Below are 20,933 nucleotides of genomic sequence, written 5' to 3' on the forward strand. Positions count from 1 at the left end.
TCACCGGGGCGAGCTTCTCATGGGGTGTGATGCGACACACACCTTGAGGAGGGACCTCCATGCCCGCAGCCACTCGTGCTCGATGGGTCCTCGCCGGCGCGACATCCGTGGCCCTGGTGGCCAGTGGGTGCAGCAGCAGCGGAGGCGGCGGCAGTTCGTCGGACAGCAGCAAGACCTTCAGCTACCAGAGCAGTGAGCCGCAGAACCCGTTGCAGCCGGCGAACGCGAACGAGACCGGTGGCGGTCGCATCATCCAGAACCTCTTCAAGGGGCTGGTGGACTACGACCCCAGCAACGCCACGATCCGGATGCAGGTCGCGGACAGCATCAACACCAGCGACTCGCAGACGTTCAACGTCACGCTGAAGAGCGGCTGGACCTTCCACGACGGCACGCCGGTCAAGTCGAACAACTTCGTGGACGCCTGGAACTGGGCCGCGACCACCACCAACAACCAGATCAACAGCTCCTGGTTCTCCGACATCGAGGGCTACCAGGACGTCCACCCCGCCAGTGGCCAGCCGACCACGACCAAGATGTCCGGCCTGACCGTCGTCGACGACACGCACTTCACCATCAAGCTGAGGAACAAGGTCTCGTACTTCGAGTACAAGCTCGGGTACATCGCCTTCTCCCCGCTGCCGGACGCCTTCTTCAGCGACCCGACCGGGTACGGGCAGAAGCCGGTGGGCAACGGCCCCTACCAGTTCGTCAGCTGGGACCACAACCAGCAGGTGGTCACCAAGACCTACCCGAACTACCAGGGCGTCGACAAGCCGAAGAACGGCGGCGTCGTCTTCAAGATGTACAGCACCGCCGAGGCCGCCTACGCGGACCTGCAGTCCAACAACCTGGACGTGATGGACCAGGTCCCGCCGTCCGCGCTGGCGACGTACAAGAACGACCTCGGCGACCGGGCGATCGACTCCCCGCAGGGTGCCATCCAGAACGTCGGCTTCACGCTGTACCAGGCGGACTGGGCCGCACCGGAGAAGGCCCAGGTCCGTCAGGGCATCTCGATGGCGATCGACCGCGACACCATCACCAAGACGGTGCTCCAGGGGTCGCGCGCGCCCGCCAGCGCCTGGGTCGCCGAGGGAGTCGAGGGGTACAAGGCGGGCCAGTGCGGCGAGTTCTGCACGTTCAACCCGGACAAGGCCAAGCAGCTGATCGCGCAGGGCGGCGGCGTCCCGGGCAACAAGCTGGCCATCACCTACAACGCGGACGGCGGCCACAAGGAGTGGGTCGACGCGGTCTGCAACTCGATCCGGCAGAGCACCGGCGTGGACTGCGTCGGTGACCCGAAGCCCGACTTCAAGACCGCCCGTGCGGCGATCACCGGCCACCAGATCGACGGCATGTTCCGGACCGGCTGGGTGCAGGACTACCCGCTGAACGCCAACTTCCTCGCCGACGTCTACCGCACCGGCGCCGCGTCCAACGACTTCGGCTACAGCAGCGCGCAGTTCGACAAGCTGTCCACCCAGGCGGACCAGGCGGACAGCGTCCAGGGCTCGGTGACCGGCTACCAGCAGGCCGAGGCCGTGCTGGCCACCGACATGCCGGCGATCCCGCTCTGGTACTACCGCACCAACTCGGGCTACTCCAGCAACGTCCAGAACGTGGCGTTCGACTCCTTCGGGAACCCGGCCTGGACCCAGGTCGAGGTCAAGGGCTGACAGTCACCCGTGCCGGCCCCGCCCTCCCCGCACGGGGGGCGGGGCCCGGGCACTAGGTCCGACGGCCCGCCGCCCCCGGTCGCGGGCCGACCAGTCACCCAGTCACCCAGTCACCTAGGAAGGAGGCTCGGATGGGAAGTTACGTGCTGCGGCGGGTGCTGCAGATGATCCCGGTGTTCTTCGGCTCCACATTCCTGATCTTCCTGATGGTCTACACGCTGCCGGGCGACCCGGTCGCGGCGCTGTTCGGGGACAAGGCGGCCGACCCGGCGGTGGTGGCCAACCTGAAGCACCGGTACTACCTCGACCAGCCGCTGTGGAAGCAGTACCTGCACTACATGGGCAACCTGTTCCAGGGCGACTTCGGGACGAGCTTCACCGGCCGGTCGGTCACCGACATCATGGCGGACGCCTTCCCGGTCACGATCCGGCTGGCCCTGATGGCCTTCGCCTTCGAGCTGATCGTGGGACTGGCGCTGGGCCTGGTCTCCGGCCTCAGGCGGGGCAGCATCCAGGACACCCTGGTGCTGGTCCTGACCCTGGTGGTGATCTCGATCCCGGTGTTCGTGCTCGCGTACATCGCCCAGACGATCTTCGCGACCAACCTGGGCTGGGTCACTCCGACCGTCCAGAACTCCAAGGACCTCTCCCAGCTGATCCTGCCCGCGATCGTGCTGGGCTCGCTCTCCCTCGCGTTCGTCGCCCGGCTCACCCGGACGTCGATCGGGGAGAACCTGCGGGCGGACTACATGCGCACCGCGGTCGCCAAGGGCCTGCCCCGGCGGACCATCATCTCCCGGCACCTGCTGCGCAACTCGCTGATCCCGGTGGTCACCTTCCTGGGCACCGACCTCGGCGCGCTGATGGGCGGCGCGATCGTGACCGAGGGGATCTTCAACGTGCAGGGCATCGGCAACGTCCTGTACCGGGCGATCAACCAGAAGGAGGGGCCCACCGTGGTCGGCATCGTGACCGTCCTGGTGATCGTCTACCTCGTCGCCTCCCTGATCGTCGACCTGCTCTACGCGGTCCTGGACCCGAGGATCCGCTATGCCTGACGTGCACGACGAGAGCTCGTACGAGCGGCACCCCAAGCCCGGCGTCGACCACCTGGACTTCGCCGGCGAGCAGGGCATGGCGGTCGAGCTGGAGACCCTGGTGGAGGGGGACCCGGCCAAACGGGAGGAGGCCCGCAGCCTCTGGGGCGACGCCTGGCGGGACCTCCGGCGGCGCCCGATCTTCCTGATCTCGGCGCTGCTGATCGTGCTCCTGATCCTGATGTCGATCTTCCCCTGGGCGTTCACGGACGCCAACCCCCGGAAGTCCGACCTGATCCACGACTTCCTCAAGCGTCCGGACTGGACGGACTTCTTCGGCGCCGGCTGGTTCGGCTACGACGGCCAGGGCCGGTCCATCTACGCCCGGGTGATCTACGGGGCCCGGGCGTCGATCACCGTCGGCATCTTCGTGACCCTGGGGGTCACCCTGCTCGGCGGGCTGACCGGCATGATCGCCGGGTACTTCGGCGGCGCGGTGGATGCCGTGATCTCCCGCATCATCGACATCTTCTTCGGCATTCCGCTGCTGCTCGGCGCGCTGGTCCTGCTGGGGGCCTTCTCCGCCCGCACGGTGTGGAGCGTGGTCATCGCCCTGGCGGTCCTCGGCTGGACGCAGATCGCGCGCGTCATGCGCGGTGCCGTCCTGACCGTCAAACAGGCCGACTACGTGGTGGCCGGGCGGGCGCTCGGCGCGGGCACCGGGCGACTGATGTTCCGGCACATCCTGCCGAACGCGCTCGCCCCGGTGATCGTCGTCGCCACCATCGCCCTGGGCGGCTACATCGCGACCGAGGCCACCCTGAGCTTCCTCGGCATCGGGCTGCAGGACCCGACCATCTCCTGGGGCATCGACATCGCCTCCGCGCAGAAGGTGATCCGGACCGCCCCGTACGTGCTCTTCTTCCCGGCCGCGGCGCTCTCCATCACCGTGCTGGCCTTCATCATGCTGGGCGACGCGGTCCGCGACGCCCTCGACCCGAAGCTTCGCTGAGCGAGGGGACTCATCGTGACCACAGCTGTCGACACCGGCAAGCCGAACCGGGAGGCGCCCTACGAGGGGCCGCTGTTGGACGTCCGCGACCTGCACGTCGAGTTCGTCACCCGGGACGGGGTGGCCAGGGCGGTCAACGGGGTCAACTACAGCGTCCGGGCGGGGGAGACGCTCGCGGTGCTCGGCGAGTCCGGTTCGGGCAAGTCGGTGACCGCGCAGGCGATCATGGGCATCCTGGACATGCCGCCCGCCCGGATCCCCCGGGGCGAGATCCGGTTCCGCGGCCAGGACATGCTCAAGATGGGGAGGGAGGAGCGGCGGAAGGTCCGCGGGCAGAAGATCGCGATGATCTTCCAGGACGCGCTCTCCTCGCTCAACCCCGTGCTCACCGTGGGGTTCCAGCTCGGCGAGATGTTCCGCGCCCACCACAACGCCTCGCGCAAGGAGGCCAAGGAGAAGGCCGTCGAGCTGATGGACCGGGTCCGCATCCCCGCCGCCAAGCAGCGGGTCAACGACTACCCGCACCAGTTCTCCGGCGGCATGCGCCAGCGCATCATGATCGCGATGGCACTGGCGCTGGAGCCGGACCTGATCATCGCCGACGAGCCCACCACCGCCCTGGACGTCACCGTCCAGGCCCAGGTGATGGACCTGCTGGCCGAGCTCCAGGCCGAGTACCACATGGGCCTGATCCTGATCACCCACGACCTCGGCGTGGTCGCCGACGTCGCGGACAAGATCGCCGTCATGTACGCCGGCCGGATCGTCGAGACGGCGCCCGTGCACGAGCTGTACGCGCGGCCCGCCCACCCGTACACCCGCGGCCTGCTGGACTCCATCCCGCGCCTGGACCAGAAGGGCCAGGAGCTGTACGCGATCAAGGGCCTGCCACCCAACCTGCTGCGGATCCCGCCGGGTTGTGCCTTCAACCCGCGCTGCCCGCGGGCCCAGGAGATCTGCCGCGGCCAGGTGCCGGAGCTCTTCCCGGTCACCGAGGACGACGGCAGGGAGATGGCCGGGCGGGGCAGTGCCTGCTTCTTCTGGAAGGAGACCCTCCATGACCGCTAACGGGGCCAGCGCGCTGGGGCCGGTGGTGCCGGAGGAGGTCGCGTTCGCGCAGGAGGTGCCGCCGGGCGAGCCGATCCTCGAAGTCCGGGACCTGGTCAAGCACTTCCCGCTCACCAAGGGCATCCTCTTCAAGAAGCAGGTCGGCGCGGTGAAGGCGGTGGACGGCGTCTCCTTCGACCTCGTCCAGGGCGAGACGCTCGGCATCGTGGGGGAGTCGGGCTGCGGCAAGTCCACGCTGGCCAAGGTGCTGATGAACCTGGAGCCGGCCACCGGCGGGTCGGTGCGCTACAAGGGGGAGGAGATCTCCCACCTCTCCGGGGCGGCCCTCAAGGCCGTCCGCCGGAACATCCAGATGGTGTTCCAGGACCCGTACACCTCGCTGAACCCGCGCATGACGGTCGGCGACATCATCGGGGAGCCGTTCGAGATCCACCCCGAGGTGGCTCCGAAGGGCGACCGCCGCAAGGCCGTCCAGGACCTGCTGGACGTCGTCGGCCTGAACCCGGAGTACATCAACCGGTACCCGCACCAGTTCTCCGGCGGCCAGCGCCAGCGCATCGGCATCGCCCGTGGCCTCGCACTCAAGCCCGAGATCATCATCTGCGACGAGCCGGTCTCCGCGCTGGACGTCTCCGTCCAGGCGCAGGTGATCAACCTGCTGGAGCAGCTCCAGGGCGAGTTCAACCTCTCGTACATGTTCATCGCGCACGACCTCTCGATCGTCCGGCACATCTCCGACCGCGTCGGCGTGATGTACCTGGGGAAGATGGTCGAGATCGGCACCGACCTGGAGATCTACGACCACGCGACCCACCCGTACACCCAGGCGCTGCTCTCCGCGGTGCCGGTGCCGGACCCGACGGCGCGCGAGAGCCGTGACCGGATCGTGCTCACCGGGGACGTGCCGTCGCCGGCCAACCCGCCGTCCGGCTGCCGCTTCCGCACCCGCTGCTGGAAGGCGCAGGAGCGCTGCGCGGTGGAGGTGCCGCTGCTGGCCGGGCCCGTGTGGCTGGACGGGCTCGCCCGGCACGACTCGGCGTGTCACTTCGCGGCGGAGCGCGAAAATGAGCAGAGCGCGGCGGAGCGCGAGATCGGGCAGAGCGCGGCGGAGCGCGAGAGCGGGCCGTCCGCCGCCGAGCGCGAGAGCGGGCCGTCCGCCGCCGAGAGTGAGAACGGTGGGGGGTCCGCCCCACCGCCGCCGGAAACCGGTTGACACGGTCGTCCGGATCCCGAACCAGGGCGCGTCCTCCCATCGGAGGGCGCGCCCTCGCGTTGTCCTGCGGAAACACGGAATTCCCCGACCGAATTTGATCATTACGCTCCGTAAAGCATCGAATACCGGAGAATATTGTTCGTTATCCGGAATCCGGAGTACCGGCCTCCGTGCGCGATATGCAGGAATTTGGCGAGCATTGTCACGACTTGGTCTGAGCATGTAATTGAAAAGAGATGTGACGTGGATTCCGTCGGAGGGGTCGGGTGATCGATAGTTGCTCTGCGCGTATCAGTGGTCACCTCGCCAACTGTGCGGATCGGCCCTGAGATGTCGATCCTCGCCATGCCCGGCACACCGAGTGGCGGGGCGCCGTTCGTTCGTAAGCCCCTAAATCGAGGAGCAGTTGAATGAGGCTCACCAAGACGATGCGTTGGACCGCGCTGGCGGCCTGCACCGCGCTTGCGATCTCCGCGTGCAGCACCGGCAGCGACAAGAAGTCCTCGGACCAGGCGAACGGCGGGGGCAAGAAGGGCGGCTCGATCAGCATCGAGTCGGGTGAGCCGCAGCACGGCCTGGTGCCGCAGAACACGGCGGAGTCCGAGGGTGCCCAGGTCCTCTCGGCGCTCTTCGCCGGCCTCGTCGACTACGACCACAAGGACAACTCGCCGAAGCTGCGGGCCGCCGAGTCCATCGAGACCAGCGACGCCACGACCTGGACGATCAAGCTCAAGGACGGCTACACCTTCCACAACGGCGAGAAGGTCATCGCGCAGAACTTCGTCGACGCCTGGAACTACGGGGCGAACCAGGACAACGCGCAGGAGGGGCTGCCGTTCTTCGACAAGATCCTCGGCTCCGACGAGCTGGCGCCGGGCAAGGACAAGAAGCCCGCCACCGACAAGCTCAAGGGCCTCAAGGTCGTCGACGACAAGACCTTCACGGTCACCCTCAAGGCGCCGTTCTCCCAGTTCAAGACCATGCTCGGCTACACCGCGTTCTACCCGCTGCCGAAGGCGTTCTTCACCGACCCGAAGGCCTTCGAGGACGCGCCGATCGGCAACGGCCCGTTCCAGATGGACGGCAAGTGGGAGCACAACAAGCAGATCAAGGTGAAGCGGTACGAGAACTTCCCGGCGGCCGACGGAAAGGCCAAGCTGGATTCCGTCACCTTCAAGATTTACGACAAGCTGGATACCGCGTACAACGACCTGCGCGCGGACAACATCCAGATCACCAACAAGCTCCCGATCTCGGCGATGTCGACGGTCGCCCAGGAGTTCGGTGAGCGCTACATCTACAAGCCGGAATCCGGGGTCGGCTACATCGGATTCCCGATCTCGACCAATCCGGCGTTCGGGAAGCCCGAGCTGCGCAAGGCGATCTCGATGGCGATCGACCGCGAGGCGATCACCAAGACCATCTTCTCGGGCACCCGCAAGCCCGCCGACGACTTCATCAGCCCGATCATTCCGGGCTACCGCCAGGGTGCGCTCGGCGACGCCGCCAAGTACAACCCGGCGAAGGCGAAGGAGCTCTTCACCCAGGCCGGCGGTCTGCCCGGGAACACCCTGGAGATCGGCTACAACGCGGACGGCGGCCACAAGGAGTGGATCGAGGCGGTCGGCAACCAGCTGAAGAACAACCTCGGCATCGAGGTCACCTTCAAGCCGTTCGAGAAGTTCGGCGCGATCCTCACCGCGCTGGGCGACCACAAGTACTCCGGCGCCTTCCGGATGGCCTGGCAGATGGACTACCCGTCGATCGAGAACTACCTGCGGCCGATCTTCTCCAAGATCGCGATCGACAACGGCTCCAACTACGGCGGCTACGTCAACGAGGACTTCGAGGCCCTGCTGGCCAAGGCCGACAGCGCGAAGAGCGACACCGAGGGCATCAAGCTCTACCAGCAGGCCGACGACATCCTGATCAAGGAACTGCCGTACATCCCGGTGTACACGTACATGACCTCCGGCGCCTACACCAAGGCCGTGAAGAACGTGATCATCGACGCCCAGAACCGCATCGACCTCGCCAACGTCGAACTGGCCTGACCGCGACCCAGCCGACCGGCACGACCTGACGGGTGGCGCGGGTGATCCCCGCGCCATCCGGCAGCGGCGTGCCCCGAGCCACGAGGAGGCCGCATGGGCCGCTATGTGGTCCGCCGGATCATCCAGGCCATACCGGTGATTCTCGGCGCGACGTTCCTGATCTACGCACTGGTCTTCCTGCTGCCTGGCGATCCCATCACGGCACTGGCCGGTGAGAAGCGGCAGGACCCCGCCGTCGTGGCGGTCCTGCGCGACCGCTACCACCTGGACGACCCGTTCTTCGTCCAGTACTGGGACTACCTGGTCGGCCTGTTCAAGGGCGACTTCGGTGAGGACTACCGCGGCAACCAGGTCGTGGACGTCATGAAGACCGCCTTCCCCTACACCATCAACCTGGCGGTCACCGCCCTGGTGATCGAGATGGCGGTGGGCGTCACCGCGGGTGTGATCGCCGCCCTGCGGCGCGGCAGGTTCATCGACAACGTGGTGCTGATCTCGACCCTGATGGTCATCTCGATCCCGGTCTTCGTGATCGGCTTCGTGCTCCAGCTGATCCTCGGGGTGAAGCTCAACACCGACTACGGCATCGACTTCTTCCCGGTCTCGTTCAACGAGGACGCGGGCTTCCGGTCCTACCTGCTGCCGGCCTACGTCCTCGCCTCCACCTCGCTGGCGTACGTCGCCCGGCTCACCCGGACCAGCCTGATCGAGGTGATGCGGGCGGACTACGTCCGGACGGCGGTCGCCAAGGGGCTCTCGCCGCTGCGGGTGGTGGTCCGGCACGGGCTGCGCAACGCGCTGATCCCGATCGTCACCTTCCTCGGCATGGACCTCGGCGGGCTGATGGGCGGGGCGGTGATCACCGAGGGCATCTTCAACATCCCCGGGGTCGGGCACCAGCTCTTCCAGTCCGTCTACCTGCGCGAACGCACCATCGTGGTGGGCATCGTGAGTGCCCTGGTGCTGGTGTACCTGCTCGCCAACCTGGTGGTCGACCTGATGTACGCCGTCCTGGACCCGAGGATCCGCTATGAGTGAGCCGACGAAGAGCGAGAACACGAGGGCGGCGATCCCGGGGCAGCCCGGCTCCGGGTCCGCCACGGGCGGGCCGGCTGCCGAGGCCGCCACGGCCACCAAGGACGGGAAGGACGGCAAGGACGGCAAGGGCGGGAGCGGCGGCAAGGGCGGCGAGCGGGTCGCCAGCCTCTGGACCGACGCCTGGTACGACCTGCGGCGCAACCCGCTGTTCCTGATCGGCGGGTTCCTGGTGCTGTTCATGGTGGCGCTGGCCGTCGCCCCACAGCTGTTCACCGACGCGGACCCGAGGGCGGGGGGCTTCTGCAACCTGGCCGACTCGCTGAAGCGGCCCAGCGCGGACCACTGGTTCGGCTTCGACGTCCAGGGCTGCGACATCTACACCCGCACGATCTGGGGCGCCCGCAACTCGATCATCGTGGGCATCCTGACCACGACCCTCGTGGTCGCGGTCGGCGGTGCGCTCGGGCTCTGGGCCGGCTGGACCGGCGGGCTCTGGGACAGCTCGCTCTCCCGGCTCACCGAGATCTTCTTCGCCATCCCGCTGCTGCTCGGCGGCATGCTGATCATGTCCACCTGGGGCAAGGGCAACGCCTGGACGGTCTCCGCCGTGATGGCCGTGCTCGGCTGGCCGCAGATCTACCGGCTGATGCGCTCGGCGGTGATCTCCAACAAGCACAACGACTACGTGGTCGCGGCCAAGGCGCTCGGCGCCGGCACCGGACGGATCGTCACCCGGCACATCCTGCCGAACGCGGTCGCCCCGGTCATCGTGGTCTCGACGATCAACCTGGGCGTCTACATCGGTGCCGAGGCCGCGCTCTCGTACCTCGGGATCGGCATCCAGTCCCCGGCGATCTCCTGGGGCCTGATGATCAGCGACGCGCAGTCCCGCTTCCTGACCGCCCCCCATGTGCTGCTCTTCCCGGCCGCCGTGCTGAGCATCACCGTGCTGGCGTTCATCATGCTCGGCGACGCGGTCCGCGACGCCCTCGACCCGAAGCTGCGCTGAGGAGGGCCACGGACGATGAGTGACACGACGAGGCTGTCGAAGGACGCGGTACCGCGCCAGAACACGGTGGAGGTGACCGGCGGCGGCAGGGAGAGCCTGGTGCCCGGCACCCCGCTGCTGGAGGTCGACGACCTGCACATCGAGTTCCACACCCGGGACGGCGTGGCCAGGGCCGTCAACGGCGTGAGCTACGCGGTGTCGGCGGGGGAGACGCTCGCGGTGCTCGGCGAGTCCGGTTCGGGCAAGTCGGTGACCGCGCAGGCGATCATGGGCATCCTGGACATGCCGCCCGGGAGGATCACCGCCGGCTCGATCCGGTTCCGCGGTGAGGACCTGCTCACCATGAGCCCCAAGGAGCGCCGGGCGGTGCGCGGCCGGAAGATCGCGATGATCTTCCAGGACGCGCTCTCCTCGCTCAATCCGGTGCTCAGCGTGGGCTACCAGCTCGGCGAGATGTTCCGGGTGCACCAGGGCGCCTCGCGCAAGGAGGCGAAGGAGAAGGCCGTCGAGCTGATGGAGCGGGTGCGCATCCCGGCCGCCAGGCAGCGCGTGGGCGACTACCCGCACCAGTTCTCGGGCGGCATGCGCCAGCGCATCATGATCGCGATGGCGCTGGCACTGGAGCCGGACCTGATCATCGCGGACGAGCCCACCACCGCCCTGGACGTCACCGTCCAGGCCCAGGTGATGGACCTGCTGGCCGAGCTCCAGGCCGAGTTCAACATGGGCCTGATCCTGATCACCCACGACCTCGGCGTGGTCGCCGACGTCGCGGACAAGATCGCCGTCATGTACGCGGGCCGGATCGTCGAGACGGCGCCGGTGCACGAGCTGTACGCGCGGCCCGCCCACCCGTACACCCGCGGCCTGCTCAACTCGATCCCGCGGCTGGACCAGAAGGGCCAGAACCTCTACGCCATCCAGGGTCTGCCGCCGAGCCTGCTGCGGATCCCCGACGGCTGCGCGTTCAACCCCCGCTGCGACCGGGCGGCGGACCGCTGCCGCACCGAACTCCCGCGGCTGGTACCGGTGCTGGACGCCGACGGGGCCGACCTGCCGGGCCGCCGCAGCGCCTGCCACTTCTGGAAGGAGACCCTCCATGGCTGAGCCCATCCTGGAGGTCAGGGACCTGGTCAAGTACTACCCGCTGACCCAGGGCATCGTCTTCAAGAGGCAGGTCGGCGCGGTGAAGGCGGTGGACGGCGTCTCCTTCGGCCTGGAGAAGGGCGAGACGCTCGGCATCGTGGGGGAGTCGGGCTGCGGCAAGTCCACGCTGGCCAAGGTGCTGATGAACCTGGAGCGGGCCACCGCCGGCGAGGTCCGGTTCAAGGGCGAGGACATCACCCGGCTCTCCGGGGCGGGGCTGAAGGCGGTGCGGCGGAACATCCAGATGGTGTTCCAGGACCCGTACACCTCGCTGAACCCGCGGATGACGGTCGGCGACATCATCGGGGAGCCGTTCGAGATCCACCCCGAGGTGGCGCCGAAGGGCGACCGCCGCAAGGCCGTCCAGGACCTGCTGGACGTGGTGGGGCTCAATCCGGAGTACATCAACCGGTACCCGCACCAGTTCTCCGGCGGACAGCGCCAGCGCATCGGCATCGCCCGGGGGCTGGCGCTGAAGCCGGAGGTGATCATCTGTGACGAGCCGGTCTCCGCGCTGGACGTCTCGGTGCAGGCGCAGGTGATCAACCTGCTGGAGCAGCTCCAGAGCGAGTTCGGGCTGTCGTACATGTTCATCGCGCACGACCTCTCGATCGTCCGGCACATCTCGGACCGGGTCGGTGTGATGTACCTCGGCAAGCTGGTCGAGATCGGGACGGAGGACCAGATCTACTCCCACCCGACCCACCCGTACACCCAGGCGCTGCTCTCCGCGGTGCCGGTCCCGGACCCGACCGGGCGCGAGCAGCGCGAGCGCATCCTGCTCAGCGGCGACCTGCCGTCGCCGGCCAACCCGCCGTCCGGCTGCCGGTTCCGCACCCGCTGCTGGAAGGCCGAGGAGCGCTGCTCCGCCGAGGTCCCGCTGCTGGCGGTGCCCTCCGCGCTGACCGGGCCGGCCGCGCACGAGTCGGCGTGCCACTTCGCCGAGGTGCGGGACGTGATCGGCGCGGGCTGAGCCGTCCGCCCGGCTGGACCGGGCCGGGCACCGGGGTCCGCCGACTCCGGTGCCCGGCCCCCTACTTGGTGAAGCCGACGTTCTCCCAGACGATGTCGGAGAGTCCCTGTGCACCGATGTTGGCGAGGTCGGCGCGGGCGCCGTACAGCTGCGGGCGCTGGTAGAGCGGCAGGATGCCGGCCACCTTCCACAGCTCGCCGTCGGCCTGGTTGATGGCCTCGAAGGCGGTGGCGGCGTCGGTCGCCGCCGAGGCCCGGTCGAGGGCGGAGTCGACGGCGGGACTGCCGGCCTGGGACTGGTTGGTGCCGCCGTTCTGGGCGAAGTTGGCCCGGTTGCCGCTGGCCGGGAACGGCGTGCCGAGCAGCGAGTACGCGGCGATGTCGAAGTCGTGCCGGTTGACGTACTTGTCGAAGAAGTCGTTGGCCTTCGCGGGGACGACGGTCACCCTGATCCCGACGTCCCTGAGCATCCGGACGGTGGCGTTGGCCTCGTTCTGGGCCTGGGTGACGCCGGCGGGGATGACCATCCGCAGGCTGAGCTCCTTGCCGTCCTTCCTCCGGACGTCGCCGTCGAGCTTCCAGCCGGCCGCGTCGAGCTTGCGGACGGCGTCGGAGGGGTCGTAGCGGCTGAGGCCGAGGGAGTTGTCCCGGTAGGCGTTCTGGTTGGCCACCAGCAGGTGGCTGTTGAGGGTGACGGCCGGCCAGTCGAGCCCGGCGAGGTCGGTGCGGGTGATGACGTCCCGGTTGATCGCCTGGAACACGGCCTGGCGGACGGTCGGGTCGGTGAGCGCGGGGCTCTTGCTGTTCAGGGTGAACTGGCGGAAGTCGGGCCCGCCGGCGCGGCGCACGGCGGCGCCCTTGGTGCTCTTGATCAGCTGGTAACCGGCCACGTCCGGACCGTTGTTGAAGAAGTCGACCGTGCCGTCGCCGAAGGCCCGGGCCATGGTGTTGGGGAGCATGGCGTGGAAGACGATCCGGTCCAGCATCGGCTTGTCGCCCCACCAGGCCGGGTCGGCGGCCAGGGTGACGGTCTGCGCCGCCTTGTCCAGCTTCTCGACCTTGAAGGGTCCGGCGGTGACCGGGATCGCGTCCGCGTAGGCGGTGTTGAACAGCTCCGGGGTGGCGACCCTGCTCGCGGGCAGCAGCGGGGCGTTGGCGGCGCCGTTGAACATGGACTGCCACTCGGAGAACGGCCGCTCGAAGGTCATCACGGCCTGGAACTCGTCCTTGCCCTTCTCGACCGCCGTGACCAGCTCGAAGCCGGTGCTGCTGGAGGCCTTGTAGGCCGGGTCGGTCCCGTTCAGCGCCCGCCAGTTGGCCTCGATGTCGCGCCAGGTGATCGGGGTGCCGTCGGACCACCGGGCCTTCGGGTTGAGCGTCCAGGTGACGACCTGGCGGCCGTCCCGCACCTCGGCGTGGGCATCCTGCAGGTAGGCCGGGTTGACGGTCTGGGTGCCGGCCGCGTCGGAGCGGAAGAAGGTCGGCAGCAGCGGCTTGGTGACGGTGATGGTCGAGGACTCGCTGCCGTCGGCGTGGACCGGCGACCACTGGCTGGAGAACTGGGCGATCGCGACGTTCAGGGTGCCGCCCTGGCGCAGGTCGGCGCGGTCGTGCGGGTTGACGTCCACGGCGGTGAGCTTGGGCGTCTCCAGCGTGCTCGGGAGGGCCGCGGAGCCCTGGTCGCCGGTGCAGGCGCAGAGCGTCAACGAGAGCGAGACGGCGGTGAGACAGGCGACCAGGGCCGTGCGGCGTGACAGGTGGCGGCGGCCCATGGTGGTTCTCCCGATGCAGATGTGACAGGCGGCGTGCGTGGTGCGGCGTCACATCTTGCTGACCGGGGAGCGGAGTTGTCGAGGGGCGGGCCCGGATCGGGCCCGCCCCACGGGAAAACGGGTCAGGCGACGGTGAACTTGAAGGTGCGGTCCTTGTCGCCGGTCTTGTCCATCACCGAGGTGATGGCGTCGGCGACGTCCTGCGGGGTGATCGCGGCGGTCTGGCCGTTCTTCTTGACCTTCACCTTGTCGAACACGCCGGCCAGCTGGCTGTTGAGCGCGTCCAGGTCCCACTTGGGCGCGATCTTGCCGGAGGCGTCCGGGACCAGGGTGAGCGTCTTGGGGGCCGTCTTCGGGCCGAAGTCCCAGGTCTTGGCGCCGGCCACGAGGTGGATCCTGCCGTTCACCGCGGACTTCCCGAGGCTGTCCGCGGCGGCCTGCAGGGCCTGCGGGGAGATCTTGGGCTGGGCGGCCGTGACGGTGAGCGCGACGGGCTGCTCGGCCTTGCCCGCGGCGCGGTCGCGGTAGGCCGCCTCGACCTGGTCGACGGCGGAGGCGGAGTCCACCGCCTGGCCGGCCTTGCCGGGCACGACGACCGGCTCGCCGTTGTCGCCGAACTTGACGTAGCCCTCGGTCAGGCCCTGCCCCGAGCCGGCGGCCAGCGTCTCCAGGGCGGCCTTGAGCTTGGCCCGGTCCACCTTGACCTCCGGCGGCACGGCCTTCTCGTCGCCCTTCAGCGAGGTGATCACGTCGACCGGGCTGTACGAGTGCTGGGTGAGCTTGTCCACGGTGGCCGTGGTGTCGAAGCTCAGCCCGGCGACGGCCGGGTCGAGGTCCAGCGTCTGGTCGCCGATCTTCAGCTTGACCGGCTGCTGGCCGGCCTTGCCGACGCTCTCGTCGAGCTGGTGGATGGCCTGGTCGCGGTTGCTGCCGCCGATGTCCGTGCCGAGCACCACGGTGCCCTTGGGGATGTCGGACTGGTTCATCATCAGGCCGGTGCCGTACGCGGCGGCGCCCAGGAAGAGCACACCGCCGACGCCGTAGACGCCGAGCTTGACGAGCTTCTTGCCGGAGCCGCCCCGCTTGGCCTTGGCGGCCTCGGTCTTCGGGGCCGCCGGCTTGGCGGACTCGCCCGGCCGGGGGCCGGGCGCGGGCACCGGGGTGGCGCCGGCCGGGGCCTCGCCGTCCGGGCCGGGGCGGGCGCCCGGGCGCGGCTGGGCCGGGGAGGTGTTGAACGGGTCGGCCGGGGCGGCGGGCTCGCCCTGGCGGCCGGGGGCGCCCGGGAAGAGGCTGCCCGGGGCGGCGCCGCCGTACGGCTCGGCGCCGGCCGGGGGCCGCTGGGCGGCGAACGGGTCGGTGGCGGCCGGGGCGGAGGCGAACAGGCCCGGCTGCGGGGCGCCGTTCTGGGACGGGCCGTTCTGGGGCCGGCCGGATATGGCGGAGGGCGGTGCGGCGTCCTCGCGGATCGGCTCGAAGCCGTCGACCGAGGTGTCCTCCGGGTTCGCACCGCCGGCCGGACGACCCTGGCCCTGCGGCTGCGGACGGCCGCCGCCCTGCGGGTTGCGGCGCGGCAGGTCGCGCTTGGGGGCGAAGGGGTCGGCGGGCGCGCCCTGGGCGAACGGGGCGTCCTCGTACACGCCGGCCTCGTCGGCCGGGGTGTCCTGTCCGGCGCCGAACGGCGAGGCGGGCGCACCGGTGGGGCGCGGCGCGGGCGCGGGTGCGGAGGCCTGGGCGGGCAGCGGGCGGCCGCCCTGGCGGGCCGCGCCGGTGCCCTGCTGCTGCGGACGGCCGGCGTTCTGCGGGCGCGCGCCGTTCGGGCGGGCCTCGGCAGCGGGGGCGGGCGATGCGGCCGCGGCCGGTCCGGCGGCGGCCGCAGCCGCGGCGGGGGCGGGCTCGGCGGCCGCGCCCTTCTTCTGGCGCGGCCGGAACCAGGCGCCGGTGGACTCGGACTCCGAGGTGGCCGGCGGGATCTCCCACTCGGGCGGCAGGTTCGGCGGGGTGGCCGTCCGGGGGCTGCCGTCCATCACACCGAGCACGGGGGAGGACGGGGCGGCCGAGCGGTGCCGGGGGCCGGCCGGATCGGCGGCGGGCGGGTTCTCCTCGCCGGGGCCGTCCTCGCTCTTGACGGTGGAGCGGACCACCACCGGCGGGATCGGACGGGAGCCGGGGATGTTGATCCGGACCCGCGTGGTGAGCGTGGTCTCGGTCTTCGGGGCCTCGTCCTCGTCACCCGGCGCCGAGCCCTCGACGGCACCGGCACCCGAGCGGTCGCCGCCGGGGAACCCCGGTGTGCCGTAGGGCGGGGTGCCCGACGGGTAGGCGTCCGGACCCGTGCGCCGAGGCGTCGGGTGGGCGTTCTCAGATTCGCGGCTGCTCAATGCTGCTCTGCTCCGGGTTCGCGGGCGGGCCGTGCGGCGCGACCGCGGGTTCGTGGGCGCCGGGCCTGGCGGGCGGCGGTCGGGTACGGCGTTCTGCGGCACCACCATACTGGGAAGAACTGGGGGGCGAACCGGTTCGGATAAAACCTGATACGTCCGGTTCCTCCGGTATGAGAGTACGACCGGGTGGTCCTGACTGCTCGTCGTACGCGGTACGGTACGCGGCCCCGCGGGGCGGTCAGCGCGGGGGGCCGGGCACCCCGGGGAACCAGCTGGTGCGGGTCGGCAGGGTGGCACAGATCACGCCCAGGATCGATCCGACGAACAGCCAGGCGAGCGACGTGGCATTGGTCCAGAGCACATTGTCCCCCTCCGGCCGAGGGACCATCAGGAGCAACAGGGCGAGGAACCAGCCGGCCGCGGGCAGCGCCGCGCCGAGCCGGGTGCCGGTCACCCGCAGGCCCGCGTAGAAGGTCGCCGCGGTGGCGGCCAGGGCCAGCAGGACTCCCACGGGCGGCCACAAGGCCTGCACAAATGCTCCGCAGACCGACACCGCGATGCCCAGCAGAAAGAACAGGACATAAGCCGCGATCCGCCCGGCCAGCGGGGGCTGGGGCTCCTTCAGGCGCTCCTCCCGGGTGCCGAGGACGGCCACCGTGATCGACCGGCGGGGCGCCTTCTTCACGGCGGGCGCCTGCTTGTCGGTGGGCGCCTGCTTGTCGGCGGGCCCGGTCATCGGGTGCTCCCCTCGGCGGTGCGGGTCGCGACGGCGTCGCCCGTGGCGGGGGCGTCGTCCGCGGTGGTGTCCAGGCCGGCGAAGAGGTCGGTCTCCGGCAGCTGCGGCCCGGCCTGGCCGCGCACCAGCTGGTAGTACTCGGTGGCGACCAGTGGCTGGCCGAGGTTGTTGGAGAGTGCGAACGAGGTGCCGTCCACGGTGATCTGGGTCGCGTGCGCGGCCATCGCGGCGGCCTTGCGGGCGGCGTACGCGGCGCCGTCCAGCACGGTCGTGACCACGGCGTCGTCCACCACGCCGGGGACGTCGGCCGGCTGCGCGACTCCGGGGAACCGCGCCTCGGCAGCGGTCCGGGCGAGGCCCTCCCCGAGCACCGAGCGGGGCATCCGGTTCCAGTACACCTTGGCGATCCGCCAGGCCGGGCCGAGCTCGGGCCGGTACGCCGGGTCGGCGGCCAGGTCGTGCGCGCGCATCGCGACCCGGTGCGCCTGGATGTGGTCCGGGTGCCCGTAGCCGCCGTTCTCGTCGTAGGTGACCAGCACCTGCGGCCGCACCTCGCGGACCACCGCGACCAGGTGGCCGGCCGCCTCGTCCACGTCGGCCTGCCAGAAGCAGTCGGGCACGTCGTTGTCGGGGACGCCCATCATCCCGGAGTCGCGGTAGCGGCCCGCTCCGCCCAGGAAACGGAAGTCGGCGACGCCGACCGCGCGCATGGCGTCGGTCAGCTCGCCGATCCGGTGCGGGCCGAGGGCGTCGTCCCGGTCCGCCGTGAGGTGGGCCAGCTCCGGCACGATCACCTCGCCGCCCTCGCCGAGGGTGCAGGTCACCAGCGTGACGGTTGCGCCCTCGGCGGCGTACCTGGCCATCGTGGCGCCGTTGCCGATCGACTCGTCGTCGGGGTGGGCGTGGACCAGGAGCAGGCGGCGGCCGGTAGTCATGGGAGGAAGCCTAAGCCGTGTCCGGCGGGGGCCCGGCGGGCGGCCGCGGGGAGTCAGAGCTTCAGGCCGTTGATCATCCCGGCGAGGTTGCTGGTGACCTCGCTGATCGAGGGGGCGATGGAGCTGGACGCCAGGTAGAAGCCCAGGAGCGCACAGACGATCGCGTGCGCGAGCTTCAGACCGGAGCGGCGGATCAGCACCACCACGATGACCAGCAGCAGCATGGCTGCGGAGACGGACAGGGCCATGTCGGCTCACACCCCTTCTCGGGTGCGCCGCCCCTCGGGAGGACGGCGGTCGGGACCGTGGGGACCTTCGGTCGGGTGACCGGGGCCCGGGACGGGGCCGACGATCACTCGCTGGACCAGTCATACCCGATGGGTGAGCGGAGCATTACGTTCAGTGAGTCTGCACACGCCGGGGCGTGGTGGCACGAACGGGGCGCATGGGCCGGTCGGAAGGGGTGTGGGGCCGTTCGGCGCACGCTTGGGGACGATGCTCCGAACGAGTGATCACAATGCACCGGGTGGTGGCACCGGAACGTCATAGGGTCTGGTGCCATGACCTCCCACACCCCTGCGGACACCTTCCCGAGGCAGTACGCGCGCACCCTGCGCTACACCGTCGGCGCTCCCCGGTCGTTCTCCGTCGCATCCGACGGCTCCCGGGTCGTCTTCCTCCGTTCGCGCTCCGGCAGCGACCGCGCCAACCTGCTCTGGACCCTCGACACCGCCACCGGCGAGGAGCGGATCGCCGCCGACCCGGCCGTCCTGCTCGGCGGCGGCGAGGAGGACCTCTCGCCGGCCGAGAAGGCCCGCCGCGAGCGCAGCCGCGAGGGCTCCGCCGGCATCGTCGGCTACGCCCTGGACGGCGCCGGCACCCTGGCCGCCTTCGCCCTGTCCGGCCGGCTCTTCACCGCCGACCTGGTGGCCGGCACCACCACCGAGCTGCCCGCCGAGGGCCCGCTGCTGGACCCGCGGCTCTCCCCGGACGGCACCTTCGTCGCGTACGCCAACACCGCCGGCGAGCTGCGCCTCACCCGCACCGACTCGACCGCCGACTGGGCCTTCGCCGAGCCGGACGGCCCGAACGTGACCTGGGGTCAGGCCGAGTTCATCGCCCAGGAGGAGATGGACCGCGACCGCGGCTTCTGGTGGTCCCCGGACAGCGACCGGCTGCTGGTCGAGCGCGCCGACGACAGCCCGGTGCGCCGCTGGTGGATCGCCGACCCGGCCAACCCCGGCAGCGAGCCCGCCGAGATCGCCTACCCGGCCGCCGGCACCGCCGACGCCGAGGTCGGACTCTGGGTCCTCGGGCTGGACGGCACCCGGGTCGAGGTCGACTGGGACCGCGCCGCCTTCCCGTACCTGGCCCGGGTGCACTGGTCGAAGGGCGGCGTGCCGCTGCTGCTCGTCCAGGCCCGCGACCAGCGCAGCCAGCGGATCCTGGGTGTGGACGTGGAGACCGGCGTCACCGAGGTGCTGCACGAGGAGCACGACGACGCCTGGCTGGAGCTGTTCCCGGGCGTCCCGGCCTGGACGCCGGACGGCAAGCTGGTCCGGATCAGCGACATCGAGGAGGTGCGCGAGGCCCCGCAGCAGGGCGGTGACGGGCCACGGGAGGGCGTCCGGGCGCTGGTGATCGGTGACCAGGCCGTCACCGGGGCCGACCTGCACCTGCGCTCGGTCCTCGCCGTGACGGCCGACGAGGTCTTCTTCACCGCCTCCGGCGGCGCCGGCGAGACCGACCCCGAGCCCGGCTGGATCGCCGTCGGCCGGATCGGCCACGACGGCAAGCGGCTCGGCTGGGAGGCCGCCAACGGCCGCCCGTTCACCTCCGTCACCAGCGCCGTGCACGCGGCCGGGATCACCGTCCGGGCCACCGCCGAGCCCGACCTGCCCGGCACGCTGGTCCAGGTCGCCCGCGACCTGCCGGAGGGCGTGGTGGTGGACGACATCGCCACCATCGAGTCCTACGCCGAGACCCCGGTGATCACCGCCCGCCCGGTCTTCCGCTACGCCGGCGAACGCCGCATCCCCGCCGCGGTCTTCCTGCCCACCGGCTACGACCGGGAGCGGGACGGCCTGCTGCCCGTCCTGATGGACCCGTACGGCGGTCCGCACGGCCAGCGCGTCGTCCAGGCGCACAACCCGCACCTCAACTCCCAGTGGTTCGCGGACCAGGGCTTCGCGGTGATCGTCGCCGACGGGCGCGGCACCCCCGGGCGCGGTCCGGCCTGGGAGAAGTCGATCGCGTTCGACTTCGCCGGCGCCACCCTCGACGACCAGGTGGACGCGCTGCACGCGCTCGCCGGGGAGTTCCCGCTCGACCTCGGCCGGGTCGCCATCCGCGGCTGGTCGTACGGCGGCTACCTCTCCGCGCTCGCCGTGCTGCGCCGCCCGGACGTCTTCCACGCGGCCGTCGCCGGCGCCCCGGTGACCGACTGGGAGCTGTACGACACCCACTACACCGAGCGCTACCTCGGCCACCCCGCCGAGCGGCCCGAGGTGTACGCGGCCAACTCGCTCAGCGGGTACGCGGCCGGGCTGGAGCGCCCGCTGATGATCATTCACGGCCTCGCGGACGACAACGTGGTGGCCGCGCACACCCTGCGGCTGTCCTCCGCCCTGCTCGCGGCCGGCCGCCCGCACACGGTGCTGCCGCTGTCCGGCGTGACGCACATGACGCCGCAGGAGGAGGTCGCGGAGAACCTGCTGCTGCTCCAGGTCGACTTCGTCAGGAAGTCGCTGGGGATCTGACCCCGCCCCTGGTGGCCTGCGGCTGCGGCGGCCGGTACCCGTGACCCGGGTGCCGGCCGCCGGCATGACATCCGTCATGCCGAAGGCACGACGGCGGGCACTGACGCCGTACCGGGCCCGCGCGG

Annotated in this window: 16 protein-coding genes; 11 read left to right on the top strand and 5 right to left on the bottom strand. The window is 70.5% G+C overall.

The features are described 5' to 3' along the window. Nucleotides 1-59 precede the first annotated feature (59 nt). The 10 genes from J5Y04_RS07740 (at nucleotide 60) to J5Y04_RS07785 (ending at nucleotide 12,229) form a co-directional block, all read left to right on the top strand. Entirely contained in the window at nucleotides 60-1,679 is a 1,620-nt protein-coding gene (locus tag J5Y04_RS07740) for an ABC transporter substrate-binding protein (protein ID WP_209411124.1), read from the top strand. Between the two features lie 131 nt (nucleotides 1,680-1,810). Beyond that, the gene (locus J5Y04_RS07745; protein ID WP_209411125.1) at nucleotides 1,811-2,737 is read left to right on the top strand and encodes an ABC transporter permease; all 927 of its coding nucleotides are present in this window, start codon (nucleotides 1,811-1,813) and stop codon (nucleotides 2,735-2,737) included. Nucleotides 2,738-2,813: 76 nt separating this feature from the next. Next, nucleotides 2,814-3,728, top strand: a complete 915-nt coding sequence (locus J5Y04_RS07750; RefSeq protein WP_245204487.1) for an ABC transporter permease — start codon at nucleotides 2,814-2,816, stop codon at nucleotides 3,726-3,728. Nucleotides 3,729-3,743: 15 nt separating this feature from the next. Continuing rightward, nucleotides 3,744-4,796: an ABC transporter ATP-binding protein gene (locus tag J5Y04_RS07755; protein ID WP_209411127.1), complete on the top strand. Its 1,053-nt coding sequence runs from the start codon at nucleotides 3,744-3,746 to the stop codon at nucleotides 4,794-4,796. Beyond that, nucleotides 4,786-6,009 carry an ABC transporter ATP-binding protein gene (locus J5Y04_RS07760; protein ID WP_245204466.1) on the top strand — a complete coding sequence of 408 codons (1,224 nt, stop codon included), beginning with the start codon at nucleotides 4,786-4,788 and terminating at the stop codon, nucleotides 6,007-6,009. The genes J5Y04_RS07755 and J5Y04_RS07760 overlap by 11 nt, the downstream gene beginning before the upstream one ends. A 410-nt stretch (nucleotides 6,010-6,419) precedes the next feature. Then, complete coding sequence (locus J5Y04_RS07765) at nucleotides 6,420-8,063, top strand: ABC transporter substrate-binding protein (protein ID WP_209411128.1); 1,644 nt, start codon at nucleotides 6,420-6,422, stop codon at nucleotides 8,061-8,063. Nucleotides 8,064-8,156: 93 nt separating this feature from the next. Then, the gene (locus J5Y04_RS07770; RefSeq protein WP_209411129.1) at nucleotides 8,157-9,101 is read left to right on the top strand and encodes an ABC transporter permease; all 945 of its coding nucleotides are present in this window, start codon (nucleotides 8,157-8,159) and stop codon (nucleotides 9,099-9,101) included. After that, entirely contained in the window at nucleotides 9,094-10,110 is a 1,017-nt protein-coding gene (locus J5Y04_RS07775) for an ABC transporter permease (RefSeq protein WP_209411130.1), read from the top strand. The genes J5Y04_RS07770 and J5Y04_RS07775 overlap by 8 nt, the downstream gene beginning before the upstream one ends. 15 nt (nucleotides 10,111-10,125) lie before the next feature. Further along, nucleotides 10,126-11,217, top strand: a complete 1,092-nt coding sequence (locus tag J5Y04_RS07780; protein WP_209411131.1) for an ABC transporter ATP-binding protein — start codon at nucleotides 10,126-10,128, stop codon at nucleotides 11,215-11,217. Further along, nucleotides 11,210-12,229: an ABC transporter ATP-binding protein gene (locus J5Y04_RS07785; protein ID WP_209411132.1), complete on the top strand. Its 1,020-nt coding sequence runs from the start codon at nucleotides 11,210-11,212 to the stop codon at nucleotides 12,227-12,229. The genes J5Y04_RS07780 and J5Y04_RS07785 overlap by 8 nt, the downstream gene beginning before the upstream one ends. Nucleotides 12,230-12,290: 61 nt before the next feature. On the opposite strand, the gene J5Y04_RS07790 is transcribed toward J5Y04_RS07785, so the two are convergent. From J5Y04_RS07790 to J5Y04_RS07810, 5 genes are all read right to left on the bottom strand, one after another. Further along, on the bottom strand, nucleotides 12,291-14,000 hold the full coding sequence (locus J5Y04_RS07790; RefSeq protein ID WP_209411133.1) for an ABC transporter family substrate-binding protein: 1,710 nt from the start codon (nucleotides 13,998-14,000) through the stop codon (nucleotides 12,291-12,293). A 122-nt stretch (nucleotides 14,001-14,122) separates the two neighbouring features. Continuing rightward, nucleotides 14,123-16,378 carry a peptidoglycan binding domain-containing protein gene (locus tag J5Y04_RS07795; protein ID WP_209411134.1) on the bottom strand — a complete coding sequence of 752 codons (2,256 nt, stop codon included), beginning with the start codon at nucleotides 16,376-16,378 and terminating at the stop codon, nucleotides 14,123-14,125. 238 nt (nucleotides 16,379-16,616) lie between these two features. After that, nucleotides 16,617-17,114: a DUF6113 family protein gene (locus tag J5Y04_RS07800; protein WP_245204467.1), complete on the bottom strand. Its 498-nt coding sequence runs from the start codon at nucleotides 17,112-17,114 to the stop codon at nucleotides 16,617-16,619. Next, nucleotides 17,111-18,049 carry an N-acetyl-1-D-myo-inositol-2-amino-2-deoxy-alpha-D-glucopyranoside deacetylase gene (gene mshB / locus J5Y04_RS07805; RefSeq protein ID WP_209411135.1) on the bottom strand — a complete coding sequence of 313 codons (939 nt, stop codon included), beginning with the start codon at nucleotides 18,047-18,049 and terminating at the stop codon, nucleotides 17,111-17,113. The genes J5Y04_RS07800 and mshB overlap by 4 nt, the downstream gene beginning before the upstream one ends. Nucleotides 18,050-18,102: 53 nt before the next feature. Further along, complete coding sequence (locus tag J5Y04_RS07810) at nucleotides 18,103-18,297, bottom strand: DUF2304 family protein (protein ID WP_209411136.1); 195 nt, start codon at nucleotides 18,295-18,297, stop codon at nucleotides 18,103-18,105. Between the two features lie 312 nt (nucleotides 18,298-18,609). Here J5Y04_RS07810 and J5Y04_RS07815 point away from each other — a divergent pair, with 312 nt between their 5' ends. After that, on the top strand, nucleotides 18,610-20,808 hold the full coding sequence (locus J5Y04_RS07815; protein WP_209411137.1) for a S9 family peptidase: 2,199 nt from the start codon (nucleotides 18,610-18,612) through the stop codon (nucleotides 20,806-20,808). Nucleotides 20,809-20,933: the final 125 nt, after the last annotated feature.

The organism is Kitasatospora sp. RG8, from assembly GCF_017813315.1.
Taxonomy (GTDB): Bacteria; Actinomycetota; Actinomycetes; order Streptomycetales; family Streptomycetaceae; genus Kitasatospora.

What these genes read in the sequence shown, in the direction of transcription:
- J5Y04_RS07740 (WP_209411124.1), top strand. Translation starts at nt 60, where the DNA reads ATGCCCGCAGCCACTCGTGCTCGATGGGTCCTCGCCGGCGCGACATCC.
- J5Y04_RS07745 (WP_209411125.1), top strand. Translation starts at nt 1,811, where the DNA reads ATGGGAAGTTACGTGCTGCGGCGGGTGCTGCAGATGATCCCGGTGTTC.
- J5Y04_RS07750 (WP_245204487.1), top strand. Translation starts at nt 2,814, where the DNA reads ATGGCGGTCGAGCTGGAGACCCTGGTGGAGGGGGACCCGGCCAAACGG.
- J5Y04_RS07760 (WP_245204466.1), top strand. Translation starts at nt 4,786, where the DNA reads ATGACCGCTAACGGGGCCAGCGCGCTGGGGCCGGTGGTGCCGGAGGAG.
- J5Y04_RS07765 (WP_209411128.1), top strand. Translation starts at nt 6,420, where the DNA reads ATGAGGCTCACCAAGACGATGCGTTGGACCGCGCTGGCGGCCTGCACC.
- J5Y04_RS07770 (WP_209411129.1), top strand. Translation starts at nt 8,157, where the DNA reads ATGGGCCGCTATGTGGTCCGCCGGATCATCCAGGCCATACCGGTGATT.
- J5Y04_RS07775 (WP_209411130.1), top strand. Translation starts at nt 9,094, where the DNA reads ATGAGTGAGCCGACGAAGAGCGAGAACACGAGGGCGGCGATCCCGGGG.
- J5Y04_RS07780 (WP_209411131.1), top strand. Translation starts at nt 10,126, where the DNA reads ATGAGTGACACGACGAGGCTGTCGAAGGACGCGGTACCGCGCCAGAAC.
- J5Y04_RS07785 (WP_209411132.1), top strand. Translation starts at nt 11,210, where the DNA reads ATGGCTGAGCCCATCCTGGAGGTCAGGGACCTGGTCAAGTACTACCCG.
- J5Y04_RS07790 (WP_209411133.1), bottom strand. Translation starts at nt 14,000, where the DNA reads ATGGGCCGCCGCCACCTGTCACGCCGCACGGCCCTGGTCGCCTGTCTC.
- J5Y04_RS07800 (WP_245204467.1), bottom strand. Translation starts at nt 17,114, where the DNA reads ATGACCGGGCCCGCCGACAAGCAGGCGCCCACCGACAAGCAGGCGCCC.
- mshB (WP_209411135.1), bottom strand. Translation starts at nt 18,049, where the DNA reads ATGACTACCGGCCGCCGCCTGCTCCTGGTCCACGCCCACCCCGACGAC.
- J5Y04_RS07810 (WP_209411136.1), bottom strand. Translation starts at nt 18,297, where the DNA reads ATGGCCCTGTCCGTCTCCGCAGCCATGCTGCTGCTGGTCATCGTGGTG.
- J5Y04_RS07815 (WP_209411137.1), top strand. Translation starts at nt 18,610, where the DNA reads ATGACCTCCCACACCCCTGCGGACACCTTCCCGAGGCAGTACGCGCGC.